Source organism: Microbacterium sp. NPDC057407 (assembly GCF_042803895.1).
Classification (GTDB): domain Bacteria; phylum Actinomycetota; class Actinomycetes; order Actinomycetales; family Microbacteriaceae; genus Microbacterium.
Genome location: NZ_JBHVCA010000002.1, coordinates 762,470 through 783,909, shown reverse-complemented (window position 1 = coordinate 783,909; position 21,440 = coordinate 762,470). Strand labels below are relative to the sequence as shown.

Genomic DNA, 21,440 nt, shown 5'->3' with positions numbered 1-21,440 from the left:
GCGCGAGATTCTCCGGGATTTCGCCCAGCGCGGACTCGGCGGCCGCTCAGAACCGCGCACCTAGGATGGGACCGTGACCACGACCTCGGCGCCGACCCCGGCCACACCCTCGCGCTCCCGACGCGTCATCGCCATCTCCCTCGCGATCATCGCCGCCCTCGTGGCCGCGTTCTTCGTGTTCGCCAATCTCTATGCCGACTTCCTCTGGTACGACCAGCTCGGGTTCGACTCGGTCCTGATCACCCAGTGGGTCGCCCGCGTCGTCATGTTCGTCGTCGGGTTCCTCGGCATGGCGGTGCCCGTGTGGCTGTCGATCCAGCTCGCCTACCGCCTCCGTCCCGTCTACGCGCGATTGAGCTCGCAGCTCGACCGCTACCAGGAGGTCGTCGAGCCGCTGCGTCGCCTCGCGATGTGGGGGATCCCGGTCTTCTTCGGCTTCTTCGCCGGCTTCGCCGCATCGGCGCAGTGGGAGACCACGTGGTTGTGGTTCAACGGCGTCGCCACCGAGACGACCGATCCGCAGTTCGGTCTCGACACCGGCTTCTACCTCTTCGCCATGCCGTTCTACAGCGCGCTCGTGGGCTTCGTCTCGGCTGTGCTCCTGGTGTGCCTCCTGGTGACGGCGCTCGTTTCGTACCTGTACGGCTCGGTCCGCGTCGGGCAGCGCGAGCTGCGCATCTCGAAGGCCGCTCGCATCCAGCTCGCCGTGATCGCGGGGCTGTACCTCCTCGTGCAGGCGGCGAGCCTCTGGCTCGACCGCTACAAGACGCTCGTCGAGCCGGGGGACCGCATCACCGGCCCCGGCTACACCGGCGTCAACGCCATCATCCCCGGCCAGACGATCCTCGCCCTCGCGGCGCTGGTCGTGGCGCTGCTGTTCTTCATCACGGCCGTCGTCGGCCGCTGGCGCTTCCCGCTCATCGCCACGGCGCTGCTCGTCGTCTCGGCGATCGTGCTCGGCATCGGGTACCCGTGGGTGGTCAACACCTTCCAGGTGCAGCCCAACCGCTTCACGCTCGAGCAGGAGTACTACCAGCGCAACGTCGACATGACGCACGAGGCGTACGGCGTGGACGGGCTCGAGAAGCAGGACTTCCAGGCGGTGACGGATGCCGAGGCCGGCCAGCTGCGCGAAGACGCGGCGACCACGGCCCAGATCCGCATCATGGACCCGGCGATCATCTCGCCGACCGTCCGGCAGCTCGAGCAGTACCGCGGCTACTACCAGTTCGCCGATCCGCTCGACGTCGACCGGTACGACATCGACGGCGTCTCGCAGGACACGGTGGTCTCGGTGCGAGAGCTCAACCTCGAGGAGCTCGGCGCGGCCGCCGACTGGCAGAACTCCGCCGTCGTCTACACCCACGGCTACGGCCTCGTCGCTGCGAAGGGCAACGACCGCACCGGCGACGGCGACCCGGTCTTCCTCGAGCGCGGCATCCCTGCGGCCGGTTTTCTCTCCGACCAGGAGAACTTCCAGCCGCGCGTGTACTTCGGCGAGTACTCGCCGCCGTACTCGATCGTGGGTGCGCCGGAAGGGGCGGAGCCGGTCGAGCTCGACTACCCGACCGGCGGCGACGGCGGGAGCGAGGTGAAGACGACGTTCGAGGGCGACGGCGGCCCCAGCATCGGAAGCGTCTTCAACCGCCTCATCTACGCGCTGAAGTTCCAGGCCGAGCAGATCCTCTTCTCCGACTACGTCAACGAGGACTCGCAGATCCTCTACGACCGCGACCCGTCGCTGCGGGTGCAGAAGGTCGCTCCCTACCTGACCCTCGACAGCGACCCGTACCCGAGCGTCGTCGACGGGCGGATCGTCTGGATCGTCGACGGCTACACGCTGAGCGCCAACTACCCGTACTCGTCGACCGTGAGCCTCGCGGCGGCGATCTCCGACTCGTCGAACCCGGCACCGCGCTTCGCTCTCGACGACATCAATTACATCCGCAACTCCGTCAAGGCGACCGTCGACGCGTACGACGGCTCGGTCACGCTCTACGCGTGGGACGAAGAGGATCCGGTGCTGAAGTCGTGGCAGAACGTGTACCCCTCGACGGTGCTGCCCATCAGCGAGATGTCCAGCGAGCTGATGAGCCACGTGCGCTACCCGACCGACCTGTTCAAGGTCCAGCGGACCGTGCTCGGGGTCTACCACGTCGACGACGCGCGGTCGTTCTATCAGAGCGACAACCGGTGGCAGACGCCCAATGACCCGCAGGCGGACACGCAGCTGCAGCCCCCGTACTACCTGACGATGCAGATGCCGGGTCAGGAAGCCCCCACGTACTCGATGTTCACGTCGTTCATCCCGTCGTCGACCGGCGGGAACGCGCGGAACGTGCTCATGGGGTACCTGGCGGTGGACTCGAACGCGGGCAGCGAGGCGGGCGAGAAGAGTCCGGAGTACGGCAAGCTGCGGATGCTCGTCATCGACGCCGACACACCCGTCCCCGGTCCCGGCCAGGTCCAGAACACGTTCAACGCCGACACCCAGGTGTCGTCGCAGATCAACCTGCTGAAACAGGGCCAGTCCGAGGTCCTCAACGGCAACCTGCTCACTCTGCCCGTCGGGGGCGGCCTGCTGTATGTCCAGCCGGTGTTCGTGCAGTCGTCGGGTGCCACGAAGCTCCCGACGCTGCAGAAGGTGCTCGTGTCGTTCGGCAACGACATCGCGTTCGAGGACACCCTGAACGAAGCGCTCGATTCGCTGTTCGGCGGCGACTCCGGCGCGAACGCCGGCGACGACGACGTCGAGCCGACGCCGGGGCCGACCCCGACGCCGGAACCGACCGAGCCGTCGGAGCCGAGCGAGCCGGAGGCTCCGTCGAGCGAGTATCAGGCTGCGCTCCAGGACGCGCAGGAGGCGATGCTCGCCCGCGACGCGGCCCTGCAGGCGGGCGACCTCACGGCCTTCGCCGAAGCCGACGAGGCGCTCACGGCCGCTGTCGAGAAGCTCATCGAGCTCGGCGCTCAGGAGTAGGAACCAACCCGTCACGGAAGGGGGCCGGTCCGGTGGGATCGGCCCCCTTCCGTCATGCGGTGATCAGCCAGTACCAGATCAGGAGCAGGGTGACGAGGAATCCGGCGAGCTGATTGATCCAGAGGAAGCGCCGCCATCCGCGCGTCGCTTCGGTCGCGGTGTCGTCCGTGATGTTTCGGAAGGGCCAGACGGCGACGAGATAGGGAACGGCCACGATCGCTGCGAGCGGTCCGGGCCAGGCCGTCGCGAGCATCACTGCACCCGCTGCCGCATAGCAGGCAAACGCGAAGCGCACCGTCCAGCGCGCGCCGCGGGCGGTGGCGATCGACGAGATCCCGGCCTCGCGATCGGCGGCGACATCCTGCACCGCGCCGAAGGCGTGCGAAGCCACGCCCCACAGTCCGAACGCGACGATGACCGCCGCCAGCTGCCAGGTCCATTCCGCTCCGGCCAGGACGAGCGCATACACGGCGGGGGAGAAGAAGTGGATGCTGCTGGTCAGCGAGTCGGCGAAGGGAACCTCCTTCAGCCGCAGCGGCGGCGCACTGTAGAACACCACGAAGAACAGGCTCGCGGCGAGCACGAGCCATGACGCCGGGTCGCCCACGATCACCAGGTAGACGACGAACGGGGCGCAGGACAGGCCCGCTGCCCACAGCGTGATCGGGTGCATCCGTCGATCGAGGACGGCGCCATGCGCACCCCCCTTGCGGGGGTTGCGGAGGTCTGACTCGTAGTCGAAGACGTCATTGATCCCGTACATCGCGAGGTTGTACGGGATCAGGAAGAACAGAGTGCCCACGACGAAGGTGACGTCGACCTGCCGCGTGGTGAGGAGGTACGCGGCCGCGAACGGGTAGGCCGTGTTGATCCAGCTGATCGGCCGTGAGGACACGAACAGCTCGCGCGCGATCGTGCCGGTGCGAAGGTCGCCGCTCACGGAGCCTCCTCGACGGTTGCCGCGCGGCGCGGCGCGAGCAGCACGTAGACCGCGGGCACGAGGAACGCCGCGCAGATCGCATACGAGAAGTCCTCGATCGGCGCGACGCCGATCCGGATTCCTGAGCTCTGCTGCTCGGGATAGGCGACGAGACCGGAGGCGATCATGACGTTGTCGAAGATGGCCGTGAGGATCACGAGGACCGCCGCGGCGATCCCCGACGCACCCATGCGACGTCCGAAGGCGGGTCGCCTAACCGTCGCGAGCACGACAAGAGCCGTGAGCAGCGCGAACGGCAGCACGATGAGCGAGTACGTCATCGGGCCTCCTTTGTCCTCGAGCCGACGGCATCCGTCGCCCGCCTCCGCGCCAGCAGCCGCTGCGCGCCGGACCACGCCACCAGGGCGAGGTAGCAGAGGAAGGCCAGGAAGAACACTTCCTCGAGCGGCAGCTCCGGGGCGAGATCGATTCCGACGAACAGGACGCTGTCGCCCTTGCGGAAGACGTCGGTCGCGATGCCGACGGCATCCCACGCGAGGAAGAACGCGACCCCGATCGCGACGGCCGCCGCGGTGCGCCCGGGAGCATGCCAGGCGGCGAGCCGCCACCGGCGGTCGATCAGCGCGATGCCGGCCGCCGAGAGCAGGATGGCGGCGAGGTACAGACCTGGCACGTCAGACCTTCACCGGTTCGGCGATCGGCCCCAGAGAGCGGTCGCCGCGCAGGCGCTTGACCACGAGCTCGGCCGAGATGAGGCACATCGGCAGTCCGATTCCCGGAAGGGCCGAGCCGCCCGCGTACGAGAGTCCGGTGACCTTACGCGAGGCGTTGCGCGGACGGAACACCGCGCTCTGCCCGAGCGTGTGCGCGAGCCCGAGGGCGTTTCCCCGCCAGGAGCCGAGATCGGCCTCGAAGTCGCCCGGAGTGATCGTACGGCGCACCACGATGCGGTCGGCGAGGTCGGGGATGTCGCACCAGCGCGCGAGCTGCTCGATGACGCGATCCGCCGCCGCTTCGATGCCGGGATCTCCCGCGCCGTCGACGCCGCCCCGGCCGAGCGAGGGGTCGGCCGGAACCGGCACGAGCACGAAGAGGTTCTCGTGACCGGGCGGCGCCACGGAGGGATCCGTCGCGCTCGGGCGGCAGACATAGAGTGACGCGGGGTCGGGGATGCGGGTGTCCGAGCCGAAGATGTCGTCGAAGTTCGTGCGCCAGTCGTCGGCGAACAGCAGCGTGTGGTGGGCCAACTGGGGGAGGGATCCCTCGACTCCCAGCAGGAGGAGCAGCGCGCCGGGGCTGGGCGCGCGCTTCGACCACCACGACTCCGGGTAGGTCTGCAGCTCGCGGGGCAGCAGTGTCGTCTCGGTGTGGTGGAGGTCGGCCGTCGAGACGACGAGGTCGGCGGCGATCTTGCGGCCGTCGTGCAGGGTGACGCCCGTCGCAGCACCCGCCGCGGTGTCGATCCCCGCCACGCGCGCTCCGGTCTCGATGCGGGCTCCGGATGCCACGGCCAGGCGTTCGACGGCGCGGATGATCTCGGTGAAGCCGCCCTGCGGATAGAGGACACCGTCATCGAGGTCGAGGTGGCTCATCAGGTGGTAGAGACTCGGCACGCCGTACGGAGAGCCGCCGAGGAACACGGCCGGGTAGCCGAGGATCTGCCGCAGCCGCGGGTCGTCGAAGCGCCGATCGACGTAGGACGCCAGGCTGCGCGTGAGGAGCGGAGCGAGCTGCGGCAGGCGACGAAGCAGGGCAGGGTCGCGCAAGCCCGCGGTGGTCTCGTAGGTGTCGTAGAGGAAGCGGGTGACGGCGAGGTCGTAGGCGTCTCCGGCGGAGTCGAGGTAGGCCGCGAGCCGGGCACCCGCTCCCGGCTCGACCGACTCGAACAGGGCCGTCGCCGCCTCGCGCCCCGAACGCACGTCGAGGTGTTCGCGGCCCGTCGCGGGATCGGAGTACACCCGGTACGCGGGATCCAGCGGAACGAGGTTCAGCTGCTCCTCCGCCGTCGTTCCCAGCAGCCGGAAGAAGTGATCGAACACCTCGGGCATCAGGTACCAGCTCGGACCGGTGTCGAAGCGGAACCCGTCCCGCTCCCACGAGCCTGCCCGGCCGCCGACGTCATCGCGCGCCTCGAGCACCGTGACGGACCAGCCCTCCGCGCCGAGCAGGGCGGCGGAGGCGAGACCCGCGATGCCGCCGCCGATGACCACGGCAGTGCCCGGGGTGCGGGGCTCCCCGCCGCTCACGCGCGCACCTCCCGCGGTGCGAAACCGAGCGCCGCCCGTGCGGCCAGGCGTGCTTTGACGATGTCGGGCACGCGCACTCTCCTCGACGGCGCTGGTGCGCTGCGCAGGCGGGCGGAGAGCTCGGCGAAGAGATCGTGTGCCGCGGTCACCGCCCGTCGGCAGTCAGCGGGCAGACGGGGGATCACGGCCGCCGCCGCGGCGAGATCCGCATCGATCCGGTCGAGCACCTGCTCGCGGTCGACCGCGCCCTCCGCCACTCCGAGGTAGTCGCGGCCGAGGGCCTGTGCGTCGTGATCGAGGTCGCGGAGGAAGTTGACGTCCTGGAACGCCGCGCCGAGGCGACGGGCTCCGTCGACGAGATCCGCGGAGGGCGACACCGGATGCGGCGACCCCGCGTTCACGAAGACCTGCAGGCACATGAGCCCGACCACTTCGGCGGAGCCGTAGACGTACGCGTCGTGCGAGGCTCCGTCGTGGCTGCTCTGCGTGAGGTCGGTGCGCATCGATGCGAAGAACGGGCGCACGAGATCTTCGCCGATCCCGCATTCGCGCGCGGTGAGGGCGAACGCGTGGACGACCAGATTCGAGCTGTACCGGCGCTCCACGGCGGCGAGAGTCTCGGACTCGAGGTCGTCCAGGACCTGGCGCGCGGCGTCGGTCGACAGTCCCGCGGCCGTGGCGGGGCCGTCGACGATCTCGTCGGCGATCCGCACGAGCGCGTACACGGTCCGCACGTGCGGACGCGGCCGGGGACCGAGCAGCCGGCAGGCGAGGGCGAACGACGTCGAGTAGCGCGAGATCACGGTGGCTGCCGCATCGCGCGCGGTGCGGTCGTAGAGTTCGAGGCCGGTCGCCTCGGCCTCGCGGGGACGGGAACTCACGGAATGCGCCTCTCCATGCCGTCGGCGATGTCGCGGAGGAGCTCGCCCGCGGCGGGCGGGAGCGAGGGGTCGAGGGATGCGGTGCGCACCTGTTCGAGTGTGGACCCGATGACCGCCCTCAGGCGTGTCGGCGCGCCGCTGCGCTCGAGGGCCGCCTGCGCCTTCCTCACCGCGATGGGCCCGGTGTGCGCGACGGCCAGCGCGTCGCTCACGCGCGACCACGACGCGGTCTCACGCGCGAGGGCCACGAGCGGGGTGCGCTTGGACTCGCGGAGGTCGCCGCCGCTGGCACGCCCCGCCTGCTCGGCGGTGCCGAAGGCGCCGATGAGGTCGTCGACGAGCTGGAAGGCGAGTCCCAGCTGCCCGCCGGCGGTCTGGATGACTTCGATGGCGGCGCTCGAGGCGCCCGCCAGCACGGCGCCTGCCTCGAGCGGCGCCCGGAAGGAGTAGACGGCGGTCTTGTTGAACGCGGCGTCGAAGGCGTCGGCGGTGCTCGCCTGCGCCTTGACGACGCTGTTCTCCACGTCGGCGAGCTCGCCCGCCGCGGAGACGTAGACGGCGTCGTCGACCAGCGCGTGGAGTCGCTCGCGCGCGACGGGGTCGACGTCGGCCAGCGCGACGAGGCGGAGCGCCTCGTGCAGGAGCAGGTCGCCGGCGAGGATCGCGGCGGCGTCGCCGAGCAGCGCCGCGCCCGCGGCATCCGCCTCTCGCTCCCGTGCCCGCGCGCGGAACTCGCCCGCGACGTTGGGGACTCCCCGGCGCTCGGTGTCGTGGTCGATCACGTCGTCGTGGACGACGAACGCGGTGTGCAGCAGCTCGAACGCCGCGGCGACGGAGTAGAGCCCGGGTGAGCGTTCGCGGTCACCGCCGAAGGCGTCGAACGACGCGGACACGAGGGCCGGGCGGAACCGCTTGCCGCCTTGGGTAGCGCGAGCGACCGCGTCGCCCAGTGCTCCGAAGCCGGGACCGAGCAGGTGCGCGCGTGAGACGACGCGCGCGACCGCCTCGTCGATCGCGGAGTCGACGCGCGGGTGCGAGGGAAGCGCGATCATGACGCTCGTCGGCGTTGGGCGACGGTGTCGAAAAGGTGAAGCTGCTGCGCCTGCAGGACCAGCCACGGGCTGAAGGCCCAGGGTGTCGTCTCGAGCGATGCCGCGAGCTCGGCGGGATCGACCCACCGGGCGTCGACCACCTCGAGGGGATTCAGCACGGGCTCGTCGTAGGTGAGGGCCGTGTACACCGGGCAGACCTCGTGTTCGACGATTCCGTTCGCATCGGTGGCGCGGTAGCGGAACAGGGGGAGGGCCAGCTCGATGTCGGTGAGCTTCAGGCCCAGCTCGAACTCGGCTCGGCGGTGCACCGCCGTGAGCACCGGCTCCGCGGGACGAGGATGTCCGCAGAACGAGTTGCTCCACACGCCGGGCCAGGTCTTCTTGTCCAGCGCGCGCCGGGTGACCAGGACCTGGCCCTCGGGGTTGACGACGTGGCAGGAGAAGGCCAGGTGGAGTGCCGTGTCCGTCCCGTGGACGCTGCTCTTGGGGGCGGTGCCGATGGCCCGCCCCTCGTCGTCGAGGAGGACCACATGGTCGGCGTCGGTCATCGGGATCCTCTCGTCATTCGCTAGTTTACCTAGCGATCTCGTTTGACGATGATACAAGGGTTCCGAAGGGGGTGTCCACAAAGCGCGCCGCTGAGCGGGCGACGTCGACGCGGGAGGAAAAGAAGAAGGCGCCCCATCCGGGACGCCTTCTTCGTTCTGTTGCGGGGACAGGATTTGAACCTGCGACCTCTGGGTTATGAGCCCAGCGAGCTACCGAGCTGCTCCACCCCGCGGCACAAGATGAAAGCCTAGCACGGTTGCGGAGGGGGTCGCGACACGGGCCCGGCTCCCTTGCCGCCCGCTCGCCCCACCGGCGAGGATGTGGGTATGCCCGAGGGAGCGAACCCGCACGACGACCGCGACGACGGTCGCGACGAGTCGGCCACCGAGCGCGCCGACCGCAACTGGAACGAGGTGCTCCAGGAGCTCCGCGTGCTGCAGACCGGCACGCAGATCCTGACCGGCTTCCTGCTCGCCCTGGCCTTCCAACCCGGATTCGCGGATCTCTCGGAGGGGCAGCGCACCATCTACCTCACACTCGTGGTGATGTCGGCCCTCAGCGCGATCATCGCGCTCGCGCCCGTGGCGCTGCACCGCGTCCTCTTCCAGCAGCGCGCCAAGGCGGAGGTGGTCGCCTATGGCCACGCCGCGCTCATCACGGCGCTCTTCACGGTCTCGGTCCTCGTCGTCGGCGTCGTGGCCTTCGTGTTCGACGTCGTGGTCGGCGGGACGTCGGCCTGGTGGACCGTCGGGGTGCTCGGCGGCCTCATCCTCGTGCTGTGGGTCGTCGCTCCGCTCGTGCTCCGTGCCAAAGTCCGCGACGAGGCCCACCCATGACCTCGGACGCCGCGGTCGGGGTCGCGGTCGCCCAGTTCGCCCCCACAGCCGACGGCGAGGCGAACCTCGCGACCATCGCCCATCTGGCGACCGTCGCCGCAGCGCGGGGCGCGCGGGTGGTGGTGTTCCCGGAGTACTCGAGCTTCTTCATCGACCCGTTCGACGCATCGCTCGTCGAGAACGCGCAGGAGCTCGACGGGCCCTTCGTCCGCGGGCTCGCGACCATCGCGTCGACCCAATCGATCCACGTCGTCGCCGGGCTGCTGGAGGAGGCGCCCGACGGGCGCCGAGTGCACAACACCGTCGTCGCCGTCGGGCCGGCCGGACTGGTCGCCCGTTATCGGAAGCTGCATCTCTACGACGCGTTCGGGCAGCGGGAGTCGGACTGGGTGCAGCCGGGCGTCCCCGCTCCACCGGAGACCTTCACCGTCGACGGACTCCGCATCGGGCTGATGACCTGCTACGACCTGCGATTCCCGGAGATGGCGCGCACTCTCGTCGACGCGGGCGCCGACGTGTTCGCCGTCCCGGCGGAGTGGGTGCGCGGCCCGCTCAAGGAGCATCACTGGCGCACTCTCCTCCACGCCAGGGCCATCGAGAACACCGTCTTCGTCGCGGCCGCCGACCACCCGCCGCCGCTCGGCGTCGGATGCTCGATGGTGGTCGACCCGCAGGGGGTGGAGCTGGCGGCGATCGGCACCGCGACCGACGTCGCCGTCGCCCACCTCGACCCCTCCGCGGTCGAGAGGGTCAGGCGCGTGAATCCGGCGCTGCGGCTGCGGAGGTTCGACGTCGTCGCACGCGACGTCTGACGTCAGCGCGCGGCGGCGAGGCGGGATGCCGCCTCCGAGAGCACCTCGACGCGCTTGCATGCCGCGAACCGCACGAGCGGGGCGTACTCGGCCCGCCGCTCGGGGGTGGTGAACGCGGTGAGGGGGATCGCCACCACTCCCGCCCGCGCGGGAAGCTCGCGGCAGAAGGCCGAGGCATCCGTCGCGCCGAGCCCTCCGGCATCGGCGACGGTGAAGTACGAGCCCGCCGGCACCGAGACCGCGAACCCGGCGGCGCGGAGCCCGTCGCCGAGGAGATCCCGTTTGCGTCGCAGGGTCTCGGAGATCTGGCGGAAGAACTCGTCGCCGAGCCGCAGACCCACGGCGATGGCAGGCTGGAAGGGACTCCCGTTGACGTAGGTGAGGAACTGCTTGACCGCCAGGACGGCGGAGACGAGGTCCTCCGGGCCGGACACCCACCCGATCTTCCAGCCCGTCGTCGAGAACGTCTTGCCGGCCGACGAGATGGTGAGCGTGCGCTCCCAGGCGCCGGGGAGGGTGGCGATCGGCACGTGGGGCGATTCGAAGACGAGGTGCTCGTACACCTCATCGGTCACGATGATCGCGCCGTGACGCTCGGCGAGCCGCACGATCTCGGTGCGCACCTCGTCGGTGAGGATCGCACCGGTCGGGTTGTGCGGGTCGTTGACGACGATGACCCGCGTGCGGTCGCTGACGGCGCGACGCAACTCGTCGAGGTCGGGCTGGAACCGCGGCCACCGCAGCGGCACGGTCACCAGGCGCGCGCCCGCGAGCGCGACCACGGCGGCGTAGGAGTCGTAGAACGGCTCGAAGACGACGACCTCGTCGTCGGGCGACCCGGTGAGGGCGAGGAGGGAGGCTGCCAGAGCCTCCGTCGCGCCCGCGGTGACGAGGACGTGACGCGCGGGATCGAGGCGGAGGCCGTAGAACCGCTCCTGATGCTCGGCGATCGCCGCGAGGAGGTCGGGCATGCCGCGACCCGGCGGGTACTGGTTGACCCCGTTCGCGATCGCCTCCCGCGCCGCCTCGAGCACCGCACGGGGTCCGTCCTCGTCGGGGAAGCCCTGACCCAGGTTGATCGCGCCGGTTTCGGCCGCGAGGGCCGACATCTCGGCGAAGATGGTGGGACGGATGGCCCCGTCGGCACCGACGAGCCCCGCTCCGGAAACGGTGCGGTGCCAAGCTCCGGGGATGTCTCGCATCGGATCACGGTACTCGACCTGTTCAGGCGGATCGCATAGTCCCGTCCCATTCAGGGCATAAGAAACGCACAGCATCGGTGGGCACTGTGGTGAGTGCTTGGAAGAAGGAGCAACCATGAGCGACATCCCGGGCAACAGCCCCGCAGACCAGAACCCCGCGGACCCGACCGCGAGCACGCCCGATGCCGCGCCCGTGAACGGCGCCGAGACGTCGTCGCCGGCATCGCAGCCGGCACCGCAGACACCGCAGCCCGCGCCTCCGGCCACTCCGGCGTGGCAGGCCGCTCAGTCGAGTTCGCCCGCGTCGCCGTCTGCGCCGCCGGCCGGCTACCCCGCGCCGGCGTATGCACGACCGCAGGGCTACGCCGGCCAGCCCGCCGCACCCCAGCAGTACGCGGGTCAGCCGCAGGGCGCCGCGTTCGGCCAGGCCGCCACCACCTCCGCCGTCCCCACGGCACCCCGGGCTCCGAAGAAGCCGAGCGGCGCGGGCAAGGTCGTCGGACTGGTCGTCGCCGCGGCGATCGTCGGAGGTGCGGCGGGTCTCGGTGGCGCGTACGCGGGCGTGAACCTCTTCTCTCCCGACGGCACCGTTCCCGCCGCGGGCCCCGCGACGGTCACCGTGAACGACACGGACTCCGTGAACCAGACCACCGCGATCGCGGCGAAGGTCGTGCCGAGCGTCGTGACCATCGAGGCCACCAGCGACAGCGGCAGCGGAACCGGCTCCGGCGTCGTGCTGAGCGAGGACGGCTACGTGGTGACGAACACCCACGTCGTGACGCTCGACGGCGCCACCGGCGACGCGGTCATCCGCGTCACCACCTCGGACGGCCGCGTGTACGACGCCGAGGTCGTCGGAACCGATCCGACGTACGATCTGGCCGTCATCAAGCTGCAGGATGCCGAAGGCCTGACGCCCATCGATTTCGCCTCCTCGTCCGACCTCAACGTCGGGGACGAGACGATCGCCGTGGGTGCTCCGCTGGGGCTGTCGAACACCGTCACGACCGGCATCGTCAGCGCTCTCAACCGGTCGATCGAGATCGCGTCGTCGGCCGCTCCCGATTCGGGCGACGCGGACGAGGACCAGGGCGACGGCGGCCAGGGCGAGCAGGGCGAGCAGGGCGGCCCGTTCCAGTTCGACTTCGGTCAGGGGCCGAACGGGCAGGCACCCAGCGAGTCGATCAAGATCGCGGTCATCCAGACGGACGCCGCCATCAATCCGGGCAACTCCGGCGGCGCGCTCGTCGACTCCGAGGGCAGGCTCATCGGCATCAACGTGGCCATCGCGACCGCGGGCGGCTCGGCCGACGGCTCCGGATCGATCGGCGTGGGGTTCTCGATCCCGTCCGACATCGTCCAGCGCATCACCGACGAGATCATCGAAGACGGTGAAGCCACCCACGGCCTCCTCGGGGCCAACGTGGTCTCGGCCGCTCAGGTCGAGGGCTCGACCATGACCGGCGCGTACATCCAGGAGGCTGTCGAGGGCGGCGCGGCCGCAGCCGCCGGGCTCCGCGAGGGCGATGTCGTCACCGCCTTCAACGGCGTGCCGGTGACCGACTCGGTCGACCTCACCGCGCAGGTGCGGGCGGCCGCCGCCGGCAGCGATGCGACCGTGACCTTCGTCCGCGACGGGGAGACCCGGACGGTCGACGTCACGCTCGGCGCTCTTCAGCAGTAGACCCGCACGGGTAGGGACGCCACCCCCTGAGACGGAGCCCGCGGCGCGGGCGATAGGCTCACGGGGTGGCGTCCTTCTCGTTCGGTGCGGGGAACGCGCGAAAGCTCGTGACACTCCCGCTCTATGCCGCAGGACGCCTTCTCACGGCCGTCGTCCCGCGTGCGCACGATCAGTGGGTCTTCGGCTGCGGCGCAGGGATCGGGGACGGCGCGCTCGCGCTCTGGCAGACGGCAGCCGCCGAGGGCACGCGCGGCGTCTGGCTGGTGGGCTCCGAGCGCGAGGCGCGGGATGCCGCCGCCCGCGGCATCCGGAGCGTCGCGAAGTCCTCCCTGCGAGGCCTCTGGCTCACGGCGAGGGCGGGGGTCGTCGTCGTGACCCACGGCTTCGGCGACGTCAATCGCTACGCCGTGTCGGGATCGTTCGTCGTGCAGCTGTGGCACGGCATCCCGCTCAAGCGCATCGGGCTCGATTCGCCCGAGACCCTCCGGCTGCCCGCGGCGCTCGCGCGTTCGGCGGCCGGCCCGGCCCTGCGCCGACTGCTGGCGGCGATGTTCCGCGGCGCGGCGCGCCGCATCCGCATCCTTCCCGCGGCGTCGCACGTGGTCCGCGGGCGCCTGGAGTCGGCGTTCGCCCTCCCGGACGAGCGCGTACCGGTCACCGGCGAGCCCCGCGTCGACGTGCTCTCCCGCGGTACGGCCGCCGAGCGGCGCTCGAACGCCCGCGCCGAGCTGGAACAGCTCACCGGACCCATCTCGCCCGGGGTCACGACGGTCCTCTACGCGCCGACCTGGCGCGACGGGGCCCCCGACCCCGCCGTTCCCTCGGCAGCCGAGTGGGACGCGCTCACCCGGCTGCTGGAACGCGAGGACGCGGTGCTGCTGGTGCGGTCGCACCCGCTCGGCGCCGGCGAGTACCGGCCGCCGGTGCCGACGGATCGGGTCCGCGCCCTCGGAAGCGACCTCGTCGCCGATGTCACTCCGCTGCTGCCGGGCCTCGATGCGCTCGTCACCGACTACTCCTCCCTGGTGTTCGACTCGGCCCTCGTTCCGCTGCCGGTCGTCTTCCTCGCGCCGGACGTCGACGACTACGCGCGGCGTCGAGGGTTCTACGGCCGTTACGCCGACATCGCCGGAGCGGACTGGGCGGTCGACTGGGAGGGTGCGCGCGCCCAGCTGGAGGCGCTGCTGCGCGATGCCGGCGAGCGCGAGCGCCGGGTGGAACGCGCGAGGCGCCTCAGCGAGGCGGTCCACGCCTTCCGCGACGGCGCCAACTCCCAGAGGGTGTACCGTGCGATCCTGGCCGGATCGAGCATGCGACCCCGGACGAGAGGATCCCGATGACCCAGGCCCGATTCACGACCGACGGGGGAGTCGCGCTCGTCCTTTCGGGCGAGGGGGCGCGTCCCGCCGCCGTCGAGTTGGTCGGACGGCGCGCGCGCGTCGCGGCGACGTTGTCGGGCCGCGGGAAGACGTGGCGCGCCGTGCTGCCGCTGCGCGCGGTGCGGTGGGGTGGCCCCGAGCTTCCGCTGCCGTCGGGCGATTACGAGCTGCGGGTCACCTCGTCGGACAGCGGCGAGGTCGACCCTCCGCCGCCCCTGCCGCTCACCCAGCTCGGGACGCTTCGCGCCGAGCTGGTCGGCTGGTCGCTGCGCGTGGGACCGCCGATCAACCCGGCGTACGACTCCGGCGAAGGCCAGGATGCGCTGGAGCGGCGATACGCCCACCGCTCGGCGCACCTCGAGAACGCCGTCTTCTTCGAGAGCTTCTACGGCCGCAACGCGAGCTGCAATCCGCTGGCCATCGACCGGGAGCTCGCCCGCCGGGCGCCCGGCATCACGCGCTACTGGAGCGTGGTCGACCTGTCGGTCGCCGTTCCCGAGGGCGCGATCCCGATCGTCGAAGGGAGTCCCGAGTGGTGGCGGGTGCGCGGTGCCGCGCGGCTCCTGGTCGTCAACGACTGGCTGCGCCGCCGGTTCTCACGCAGGCCCGGGCAGGTCGTGCTGCAGACCTGGCACGGCACGCCCCTCAAGCGCCTCGCTCTGCACCGGCCCGGATTCGATCCCCGCCGCATGGCCGCGGTCGTCCGGGAGTCGCGGCGCTGGAACGTGCTGCTGGCGCAGAACCCCTACGCGGCACGCATCCTCGGCAAGGCTTACGCCTTCCTCTCGCGCCCGGTGTGGGTCGAGGGCTACCCCCGCAACGACGTGCTCGTCCTCGGCGACGGGGCGGACACCCGCCGTGCGCTGGGGATCCGTCCGGAGGAGCGGGTTCTGCTGTACGCGCCCACCTGGCGCGACGACCGGGACGAGATCGTCGATTTCGTCGATCCGGCGGCGCTCGCCGAGGCGACCGACGCCGTCGTGCTGGTGCGCGGGCACTCGCGGACCCTTCAGCCCGGGAGGGATGCCGAGGGACCGCGCGTGCTCGACGTGACCGGCTTTCCCGACACGTCCCTGCTGCTGCTCGCGGCGGACGCGCTCATCACCGACTACTCGTCGGTCATGTTCGACTTCTCCGTGACGGGCAAGCCGATGTACTTCCTGGTGCCCGACATGGAGCACTATCGTGGCGAGCTCCGCGGCTTCTACTTCGATCTCGCGGCGCATGCGCCGGGGCCGGTCGTGCGCACGCAGGAAGAGCTCGTCGCCGCGCTGGGCCAGGATCCCTGGCAGCATGACGAACGGTATGGGATCTGGCGTGCGACGTTCAACGCACGGGACGACGGCCACGCCGCCGAGCGCGTGGTCTCGCGGATCCTCGACCAGGGGTTCGTCGATCCGGACTGACCGGCCCCCGTCGTGACGCCGTCAGGGCAGCGGGGTGTTCCGCGAGCCGAGCCTCGAGGTGTCGACCGTGTCGTGAGCCCCGCGGACCAGCCCGACCAGGAACCCCCAGCCCCACGACAGGTGCATCGTCGGCAGCACGGCGGCCGTCCAGAGCTTGTCGCGCCACCCGCTGCCGCCTCCGGGGCCGATCGCCACGGCGGCGATCACGATCGCGTACGCCGCGACCGGCACGTAGACGACGGATGCCGCAGCCGACCACCACCCGGTGAGCACGCCCGTCGCCTGCAGCACGCCGACCGTGACCGCGAGCGCGATCGTGGCGATCAGCGCCGGCGGCGCGAAGAAGCGGAGGGAGTTGCCCCGTCCGAACCGACGGACGAGCTCGCCGCGCCATCGTCCGGTGGCCGAGAACTGCCGCACGAGCCGCGACCAGCTCTCGCGTGGCCAATAGGTGACCGACAGCGCCGGGTCGAACCACACCCGGTAGCCCGCGCGGCGGATGCGCAGGTTCAGTTCCCAGTCCTCGCCGCGGCGTATGGTCTCGTCGAACAGACCGACCTCTTCGAGCACGGCGCGACGCATGACCCCGAGGTAGGCGGACTCCGCCTCGCCCTCCTGCGTGCCGCCGTGATACGCACCGCCCCCCAGTCCGATGGGGGAGTTGTAGGCGCGAGCCACGGCCCGCTGGAACGGCGTGCGGCCGTCGGCTCGCATGACGCCCCCGACGTTGGCAGCGCGCACACGGTCGAGCGTCGCCAGCGCACGCCGGGTGTAGTCGGGGTCGAGCTCGGAGTGGGCGTCGACGCGCACCACTGTCGGGAACCGGCCCGCACGGATGGCGCGGTTGAGCCCGACGGGGATGTCGGCAGCCGGGTTGTCGACGATGACGATCCGCTCGTCCGCATCCGCGAGCGCGTGAGCCACCTCGTCGGTGCCGTCGGTGGACGGCGCCAGCGCGAGGATCAGCTCCGAGGGTCCGTCGAGCTGCTGCGACAGGACGGTCTCCACCGCCCGGCGCAGGTAGCCGCGCTCGTTGAGGACGGGCATCACGAAGGTGACGCCGGCGTGGGGAGGGACTTCTGGAGCGTCCCTGCGCCCGCGCTGCTCGACCTGCACGCGTCGATCATGTCATGTGTCGCCTGGGTAGTCTGAGAGTGTGGGCATGGTCACGGATGCGAAGAAGGCCGTTGCACTCGTCAGCAAGGCCGTCACCGGCAGACGTGCAGCGGGAGACGTCCGGCGAACCCTCGCGGCGCGGCCGCCGCATCCGCGATTCCACTATCGGATCGCCGTGTATTTCGCCGACGGCGCGGTGAACATGTACCAGATGCGGCAGTGGTACAAGCCGCTCGCGGATCTCGCGAAGACCTGGCCCGTGGTCGTGCTCAGCAGGGCGGCGACAGGCGCTCAGGCGCTGCTGGCGGAGGACGCGCCACCGGTCGCCTTCGTGCCGACCGTCCGCGACCTCGAGAGCTTCATCGCGGAGCAGGACATCCGCATCGTCCTGTACGTGAACCAGAACACCCGCAACTTCCAGATGTTCCGGTACGGGCGCCGGTGGCACGTGTTCATCAACCACGGCGAGTCCGACAAGATGTACATGACCACGAACCAGTACAAGGCGTACGACTACGCGTTCATCGCGGGGGACGCGGCGCGTGAGCGGCTCTCGCGGGTGCTCTGGGACTACGACGTGGACCGCCGGACGCTCGCGATCGGCCGGCCTCAGGCCGACCACTACTCGGGCTCGCTGCCCTACACGCCCGACGAGCGGACCGTCGTGCTCTACGCGCCCACGTGGGAGGGTGACCGGCCGTCGGCGCACTACGGGTCTGTCGTCACCCACGGCGAGGCGCTCACCGCCGCGCTGCTCGCCAGCGGCAGGCACCGTCTGATCTACCGGCCGCATCCCCGCTCGGGTGTCGTGGTCCCCGAGTACGGTGCGGCGAACCGACGCATCATCGATGCGATCGCCGCCGCCAACGCCGCGGATCCGGGCGCGCACCACGTGTACGACGACGGACCCGACCTCGGCTGGCAGCTGGCCGCCGCCGACGTGGCCGTCGTCGATGTGTCGGCGATGGTGTATGACCGGCTGGCTGCCGACCGGCCCCTGCTGATCACGCGTCCCGCCGATCCGGCCGCGGCGATCGACAGCCATGGCTACCTGTCGGCGTGCGAGTGGCTCGAGGCATCCGCCGCGCCCGCCATCGTGGGCGAGACCGACCGGGTCCTGGCCGATCCGGAGGCCGTGGAGCGGCTCGCCCACTGGGTGCGCCACTATTTCGGCGACACGTCGGCCGGCGCCGCCACGGCGCGATTCCACGGGGCGGTCCGGCACCTGATGGAGGAGTGGGACCGGTGGTACGCCCGTTCCGAGGCTGAGGCCGACGGCGCATCCGACCCCGACGAAGCCGAGCTCGACGACGAGGTACAGGCCTAGGGCGTCGCCTTATCGGTCATCCCACGGGCGCCGGTCGCTCCACCAGGCGCTCGATCGCCCGCAGCGGGATGGTGACCCACGTGGGGCGGTTCCGGGTCTCGTAGATCGCCTCGTACACGGCCTTGTCGAGCTCGAGGGCCGCCAGGAGCGAGGAATCCGCCCCCAGGTCGGCGCCGGACGCCATCGCATAGCCCTCGAGGAACGCCGCGCGAGCGGAGCGGGCCCACTCCCGCGCCGTCTCCGCCGACCGGTCGGGGTGGTCGAGCCGAAGGGATCCGGCGACGTAGTCGAAGGACCTCAGCATTCCGGCGACGTCGCGCAGGGCGAGATCGGCGTGCGTGCGCTCGGACATCGGGCGCAACGGCTCGCCTTCGAAGTCGAGCAGCACCCAGCCGCGTCCGGGCACGTGCAGGACCTGGCCGAGGTGGTAGTCGCCGTGGATCCGCTGGTGGTCGGGCCAGACGGCGGTCGTGGCCCGACGGTAGACGGCTTCGATCGCCTCCCGCTGCCGGGCGATCTCCGGGACCTCGGCTATCGCGATCGCCAGCCGCCTCCGCCACGACTGCGCCGTCGCGTCGCGGTCGGCGGGGGAGGTGGCACGCGTCGGGAACAGTTCGGCGAGCGACACGTGCACCTCCGCCGTCGCCGCGCCCAGAGCCCGCGCCGCCGCCCGGAAGTCCTCGCCGCTCGCGGCCGCCCGCAGCGCCACCCGCCACGCATCCTCCACGTCGGGCAGGAACTCCTGGGCGCAGGCGAGCGAGCCCGTCACGGTGCCCTGTGCCGTGGCGGGGTCGGGCCAGCTGCCCTCGACCCAGCCCACGGCCCGGGGAACATGCACCGACCCCGCCTCGGCCAGCGCCGTCGGCAGTTCGATGTCGGGGTTCAGGCCGGCGTGGAGCTGCCGGTAGACCTTGCAGATGATCGGCATCCCGTTCGACCGGTAGACCAGGGACGTGTTCGACTGCTCGCCCCGCATGACGGTCGCCGAGCGAGGATCGTCGCCGGGGGCGTCGGGCGCGGGGTGCCCGACCGCGACCGCGCGCGGTCCCTTGCCGCGGCCGCCGGAGGTGACGAGCCGCAGGAGCGCCCCCGCGTACGCGGGATCGTACGGGCCGTCGATGAAGGTCGTTCCCGGCTCGGGGCTGCCGATCACGTGGTCGGGCGGCCCGTCGACGGTCTCGGTCGCCCGCGCCACCACCGGGATCTGGTACAGCACGGCGGGGAAGGCGCCTTCATCGGCGACCAGGTAGGTGCGGATACGCGCGTCCGCGTCGTCCGCATCGGGCGCGGGCAGATCCCACCACGACACGAGGCGCAGGCTCGGCGGCCGTCCTTTCGCGGCGTACCACCTCTGGCGGGGCATCCACGCCGCCAGACACGCCAGCGTGCTGTCCATGGACAGAGATTATTCCTGCCCTGCCCGGCGTGTCGAGGTGGGCAGCAAGCGCTTGCAGGTCTCGGCTGGAACGGATGCGGTCAGTCGCGCTCGCCTCCGCCGCCGGCGCCGCGGGGGTCGTCCGCCGGGGTCTCGGGCTGCGCCGTCGGCAGCGGGATGGCGATGGAAGCCATTCCGCTGTCGGCTCCCAGCAATCCAGGTGCGGGGGGCGACCCCGTCAGACGTTCGACCGGCGACTCGGGGTCCAGCGGCTCGGAGGGGAGACCGGCCCACTCCTCGTTGTGCTGAGGTCGTTGCGTGAAGAGTCCCATGCCTCCATTGTGCGACGCCGGTCAGCCGGACGCGGCCGCCGACAGCACGGCGTACGCGACCTGCCGGCCCGTGACGTCGGAGTGCCCGCTGATGAAGGCGTCGGCGTTGAGCGACCAGACGCCGTGTGACGAGAACGCGTACGTGTCGCCGACGTCCAGCAGGGTCGCGGCCACCCCGCCGCGTGTCTTGAGCGCACCGTTGCGCCCGATCCCGCCATAGGGGTCGTTCTCGTCGCCGAGGGCTACGCCGATCTGACGGGCGAGGCGCGACGCGATCGGGTACGCCATCCCGACGGCCTTGTCGTTGCGGGTGTGTGTGATGATCGGGCCGGACACCTTGGACGGAACACCCGCGAAGACGCCGCGACGGCCCGCTCCGTCCCAGTCCTCCGCCATGCCGAAGTGGCTGTACGCCGCCTGCAGCAGCGACAGCGAGGAGACGGGCGCTTCGGTCGCGAGAGCGGCGGCGGTGACCGCCCTCCCGCCGAACGAGTGCCCGACGAGGTGCAGGCGGGCATCCGGCGCCTCTCGGTGGATGCGGTCGAGCAGGGGCCCGATGCCCTTGCGGCCCACGACTCCAGCGCGCTCCTTCATCGTGTAGTACGTGGAGACGTTGACGAGGTTGCGCGCGGCACCGAGCACGCTGTCGAGGAATCCCGCACCTCCGCCCTCCGCGCCCAGCGGGCCGAGACCGGCCGGGTCGATCGATGCCGCGCCGCCGACGGCCGCGGGGGCGGCATCGGCTTCGCCCGTCACTTTCGCCGCCTCGATCACCTCCCCGGGCGGCGCGTTGCGGAGGGCGTCGAAGCCCGCTTCGTCCTCGCCCTTCGACGTGCGGGGCAGGGTCTTCCGCAACAGGTCGACGAACTCCTCCTGCGCCTCCGACGAGGCCTCGAGGCGCGGCGCGAGGGCCAGCAGCTGCGTGCGAACCGCGGGATCGTCGATGCGTTGCGCGATCTCCGCCTCGAGCGCGGCCAGTTCGTCCGCGATCCCGGCGCCGGCGCCCGAGTTCTCGTCGGGCGCCCACTGGATGGAGCGCCACAGCACCCCCACGACAGCCAGCCGTCTCTCCTGGGCGCCCGGGACCCTCGATCTCACGGCGACGAGCGAGCCGATCAGCCGCTCGTAGAGGGCGCGAGCTTGACCCTCGGTGCTGTTCCAGCCGTGCGAGACGACGAAGATGTCGGTCGGATGCTTCTGCTGGAGGAGCTCGGCGACGACGTCCAGCTCGCTGGGATCGCGGAGAGCTCCCTTCTTGTCGAATCGAACGTCCGCATAGGGCAGTTTCATCGTCGGCGTCCCTTCTCTCCGCTGTGCGTCGCC

19 protein-coding genes and 1 tRNA gene are annotated in these 21,440 nt (G+C 71.1%); 7 read left to right on the top strand and 13 right to left on the bottom strand.

The window, feature by feature from the left end; genetic code table 11:
* The first annotated feature begins 73 nt into the window (after positions 1–73).
* Positions 74–2,980 carry a UPF0182 family protein gene (locus ACFUTX_RS08660; RefSeq protein ID WP_378862755.1) on the top strand — a complete coding sequence of 969 codons (2,907 nt, stop codon included), beginning with the start codon at positions 74–76 and terminating at the stop codon, positions 2,978–2,980.
* 52 nt (positions 2,981–3,032) lie between these two features.
* Here the strand turns inward: ACFUTX_RS08660 and ACFUTX_RS08655 are convergent, their stop codons facing one another.
* The 8 genes from ACFUTX_RS08655 to ACFUTX_RS08620 form a co-directional block, all read right to left on the bottom strand.
* Entirely contained in the window at positions 3,033–3,920 is an 888-nt protein-coding gene (locus tag ACFUTX_RS08655; RefSeq protein WP_378862752.1) for a prenyltransferase, read from the bottom strand.
* Positions 3,917–4,240, bottom strand: coding sequence for a lycopene cyclase domain-containing protein (locus tag ACFUTX_RS08650; RefSeq protein ID WP_378862749.1), 324 nt, complete (start codon positions 4,238–4,240; stop codon positions 3,917–3,919). Before ACFUTX_RS08650 ends, ACFUTX_RS08655 begins: the two co-directional genes overlap by 4 nt.
* Positions 4,237–4,593, bottom strand: coding sequence for a lycopene cyclase domain-containing protein (locus ACFUTX_RS08645; RefSeq protein ID WP_378862746.1), 357 nt, complete (start codon positions 4,591–4,593; stop codon positions 4,237–4,239). Before ACFUTX_RS08645 ends, ACFUTX_RS08650 begins: the two co-directional genes overlap by 4 nt.
* Before the next feature lies 1 nt (position 4,594).
* Positions 4,595–6,166 (bottom strand): phytoene desaturase family protein, encoded by a 1,572-nt coding sequence (gene crtI, locus ACFUTX_RS08640; RefSeq protein WP_378862743.1) that lies wholly within the window; start codon positions 6,164–6,166, stop codon positions 4,595–4,597.
* Entirely contained in the window at positions 6,163–7,047 is an 885-nt protein-coding gene (locus ACFUTX_RS08635) for a phytoene/squalene synthase family protein (protein ID WP_378862740.1), read from the bottom strand. Before ACFUTX_RS08635 ends, crtI begins: the two co-directional genes overlap by 4 nt.
* Complete coding sequence (locus ACFUTX_RS08630) at positions 7,044–8,099, bottom strand: polyprenyl synthetase family protein (protein ID WP_378862737.1); 1,056 nt, start codon at positions 8,097–8,099, stop codon at positions 7,044–7,046. The genes ACFUTX_RS08635 and ACFUTX_RS08630 overlap by 4 nt, the downstream gene beginning before the upstream one ends.
* Positions 8,096–8,647 carry an isopentenyl-diphosphate Delta-isomerase gene (gene idi, locus ACFUTX_RS08625; RefSeq protein ID WP_378862734.1) on the bottom strand — a complete coding sequence of 184 codons (552 nt, stop codon included), beginning with the start codon at positions 8,645–8,647 and terminating at the stop codon, positions 8,096–8,098. Before idi ends, ACFUTX_RS08630 begins: the two co-directional genes overlap by 4 nt.
* 159 nt (positions 8,648–8,806) lie before the next feature.
* Positions 8,807–8,880, bottom strand: a tRNA-Met gene (locus ACFUTX_RS08620).
* A gap of 94 nt (positions 8,881–8,974) precedes the next feature.
* Between ACFUTX_RS08620 and ACFUTX_RS08615 the strand changes: the two genes are divergently transcribed.
* Complete coding sequence (locus ACFUTX_RS08615) at positions 8,975–9,484, top strand: DUF6328 family protein (protein ID WP_378862731.1); 510 nt, start codon at positions 8,975–8,977, stop codon at positions 9,482–9,484.
* A complete protein-coding gene (locus ACFUTX_RS08610; RefSeq protein WP_378862728.1) occupies positions 9,481–10,296 on the top strand; it encodes a carbon-nitrogen hydrolase family protein in 816 nt (271 codons plus the stop codon). The genes ACFUTX_RS08615 and ACFUTX_RS08610 overlap by 4 nt, the downstream gene beginning before the upstream one ends.
* Before the next feature lie 2 nt (positions 10,297–10,298).
* Here the strand turns inward: ACFUTX_RS08610 and ACFUTX_RS08605 are convergent, their stop codons facing one another.
* Entirely contained in the window at positions 10,299–11,498 is a 1,200-nt protein-coding gene (locus ACFUTX_RS08605) for an aminotransferase class I/II-fold pyridoxal phosphate-dependent enzyme (protein ID WP_378862725.1), read from the bottom strand.
* Between the two features lie 115 nt (positions 11,499–11,613).
* Between ACFUTX_RS08605 and ACFUTX_RS08600 the strand changes: the two genes are divergently transcribed.
* From ACFUTX_RS08600 to ACFUTX_RS08590, 3 genes are all read left to right on the top strand, one after another.
* Positions 11,614–13,182 (top strand): S1C family serine protease, encoded by a 1,569-nt coding sequence (locus tag ACFUTX_RS08600; RefSeq protein ID WP_378862722.1) that lies wholly within the window; start codon positions 11,614–11,616, stop codon positions 13,180–13,182.
* Positions 13,183–13,247: 65 nt separating this feature from the next.
* A complete protein-coding gene (locus tag ACFUTX_RS08595) occupies positions 13,248–14,522 on the top strand; it encodes a CDP-glycerol glycerophosphotransferase family protein (protein WP_378862719.1) in 1,275 nt (424 codons plus the stop codon).
* Positions 14,519–15,967, top strand: coding sequence for a CDP-glycerol glycerophosphotransferase family protein (locus ACFUTX_RS08590; protein WP_378862716.1), 1,449 nt, complete (start codon positions 14,519–14,521; stop codon positions 15,965–15,967). The genes ACFUTX_RS08595 and ACFUTX_RS08590 overlap by 4 nt, the downstream gene beginning before the upstream one ends.
* A 21-nt stretch (positions 15,968–15,988) precedes the next feature.
* Here the strand turns inward: ACFUTX_RS08590 and ACFUTX_RS08585 are convergent, their stop codons facing one another.
* Positions 15,989–17,014, bottom strand: a complete 1,026-nt coding sequence (locus ACFUTX_RS08585) for a glycosyltransferase (RefSeq protein ID WP_378862899.1) — start codon at positions 17,012–17,014, stop codon at positions 15,989–15,991.
* 109 nt (positions 17,015–17,123) lie between these two features.
* On the opposite strand from ACFUTX_RS08585, the gene ACFUTX_RS08580 reads away from it, so the two are divergent.
* Positions 17,124–18,410: a CDP-glycerol glycerophosphotransferase family protein gene (locus ACFUTX_RS08580; RefSeq protein ID WP_378862713.1), complete on the top strand. Its 1,287-nt coding sequence runs from the start codon at positions 17,124–17,126 to the stop codon at positions 18,408–18,410.
* Positions 18,411–18,426: 16 nt separating this feature from the next.
* Here ACFUTX_RS08580 and ACFUTX_RS08575 read toward each other — a convergent pair whose 3' ends face one another.
* The 3 genes from ACFUTX_RS08575 to ACFUTX_RS08565 all read right to left on the bottom strand — a co-directional run bounded on the left by ACFUTX_RS08575 (position 18,427) and on the right by ACFUTX_RS08565 (position 21,407).
* Positions 18,427–19,806 carry a phosphotransferase gene (locus ACFUTX_RS08575; RefSeq protein ID WP_378862710.1) on the bottom strand — a complete coding sequence of 460 codons (1,380 nt, stop codon included), beginning with the start codon at positions 19,804–19,806 and terminating at the stop codon, positions 18,427–18,429.
* A gap of 80 nt (positions 19,807–19,886) precedes the next feature.
* Positions 19,887–20,117 (bottom strand): hypothetical protein, encoded by a 231-nt coding sequence (locus ACFUTX_RS08570; RefSeq protein WP_378862707.1) that lies wholly within the window; start codon positions 20,115–20,117, stop codon positions 19,887–19,889.
* Positions 20,118–20,138: 21 nt separating this feature from the next.
* A complete protein-coding gene (locus ACFUTX_RS08565; protein ID WP_378862704.1) occupies positions 20,139–21,407 on the bottom strand; it encodes a hypothetical protein in 1,269 nt (422 codons plus the stop codon).
* Positions 21,408–21,440 lie beyond the last annotated feature (33 nt).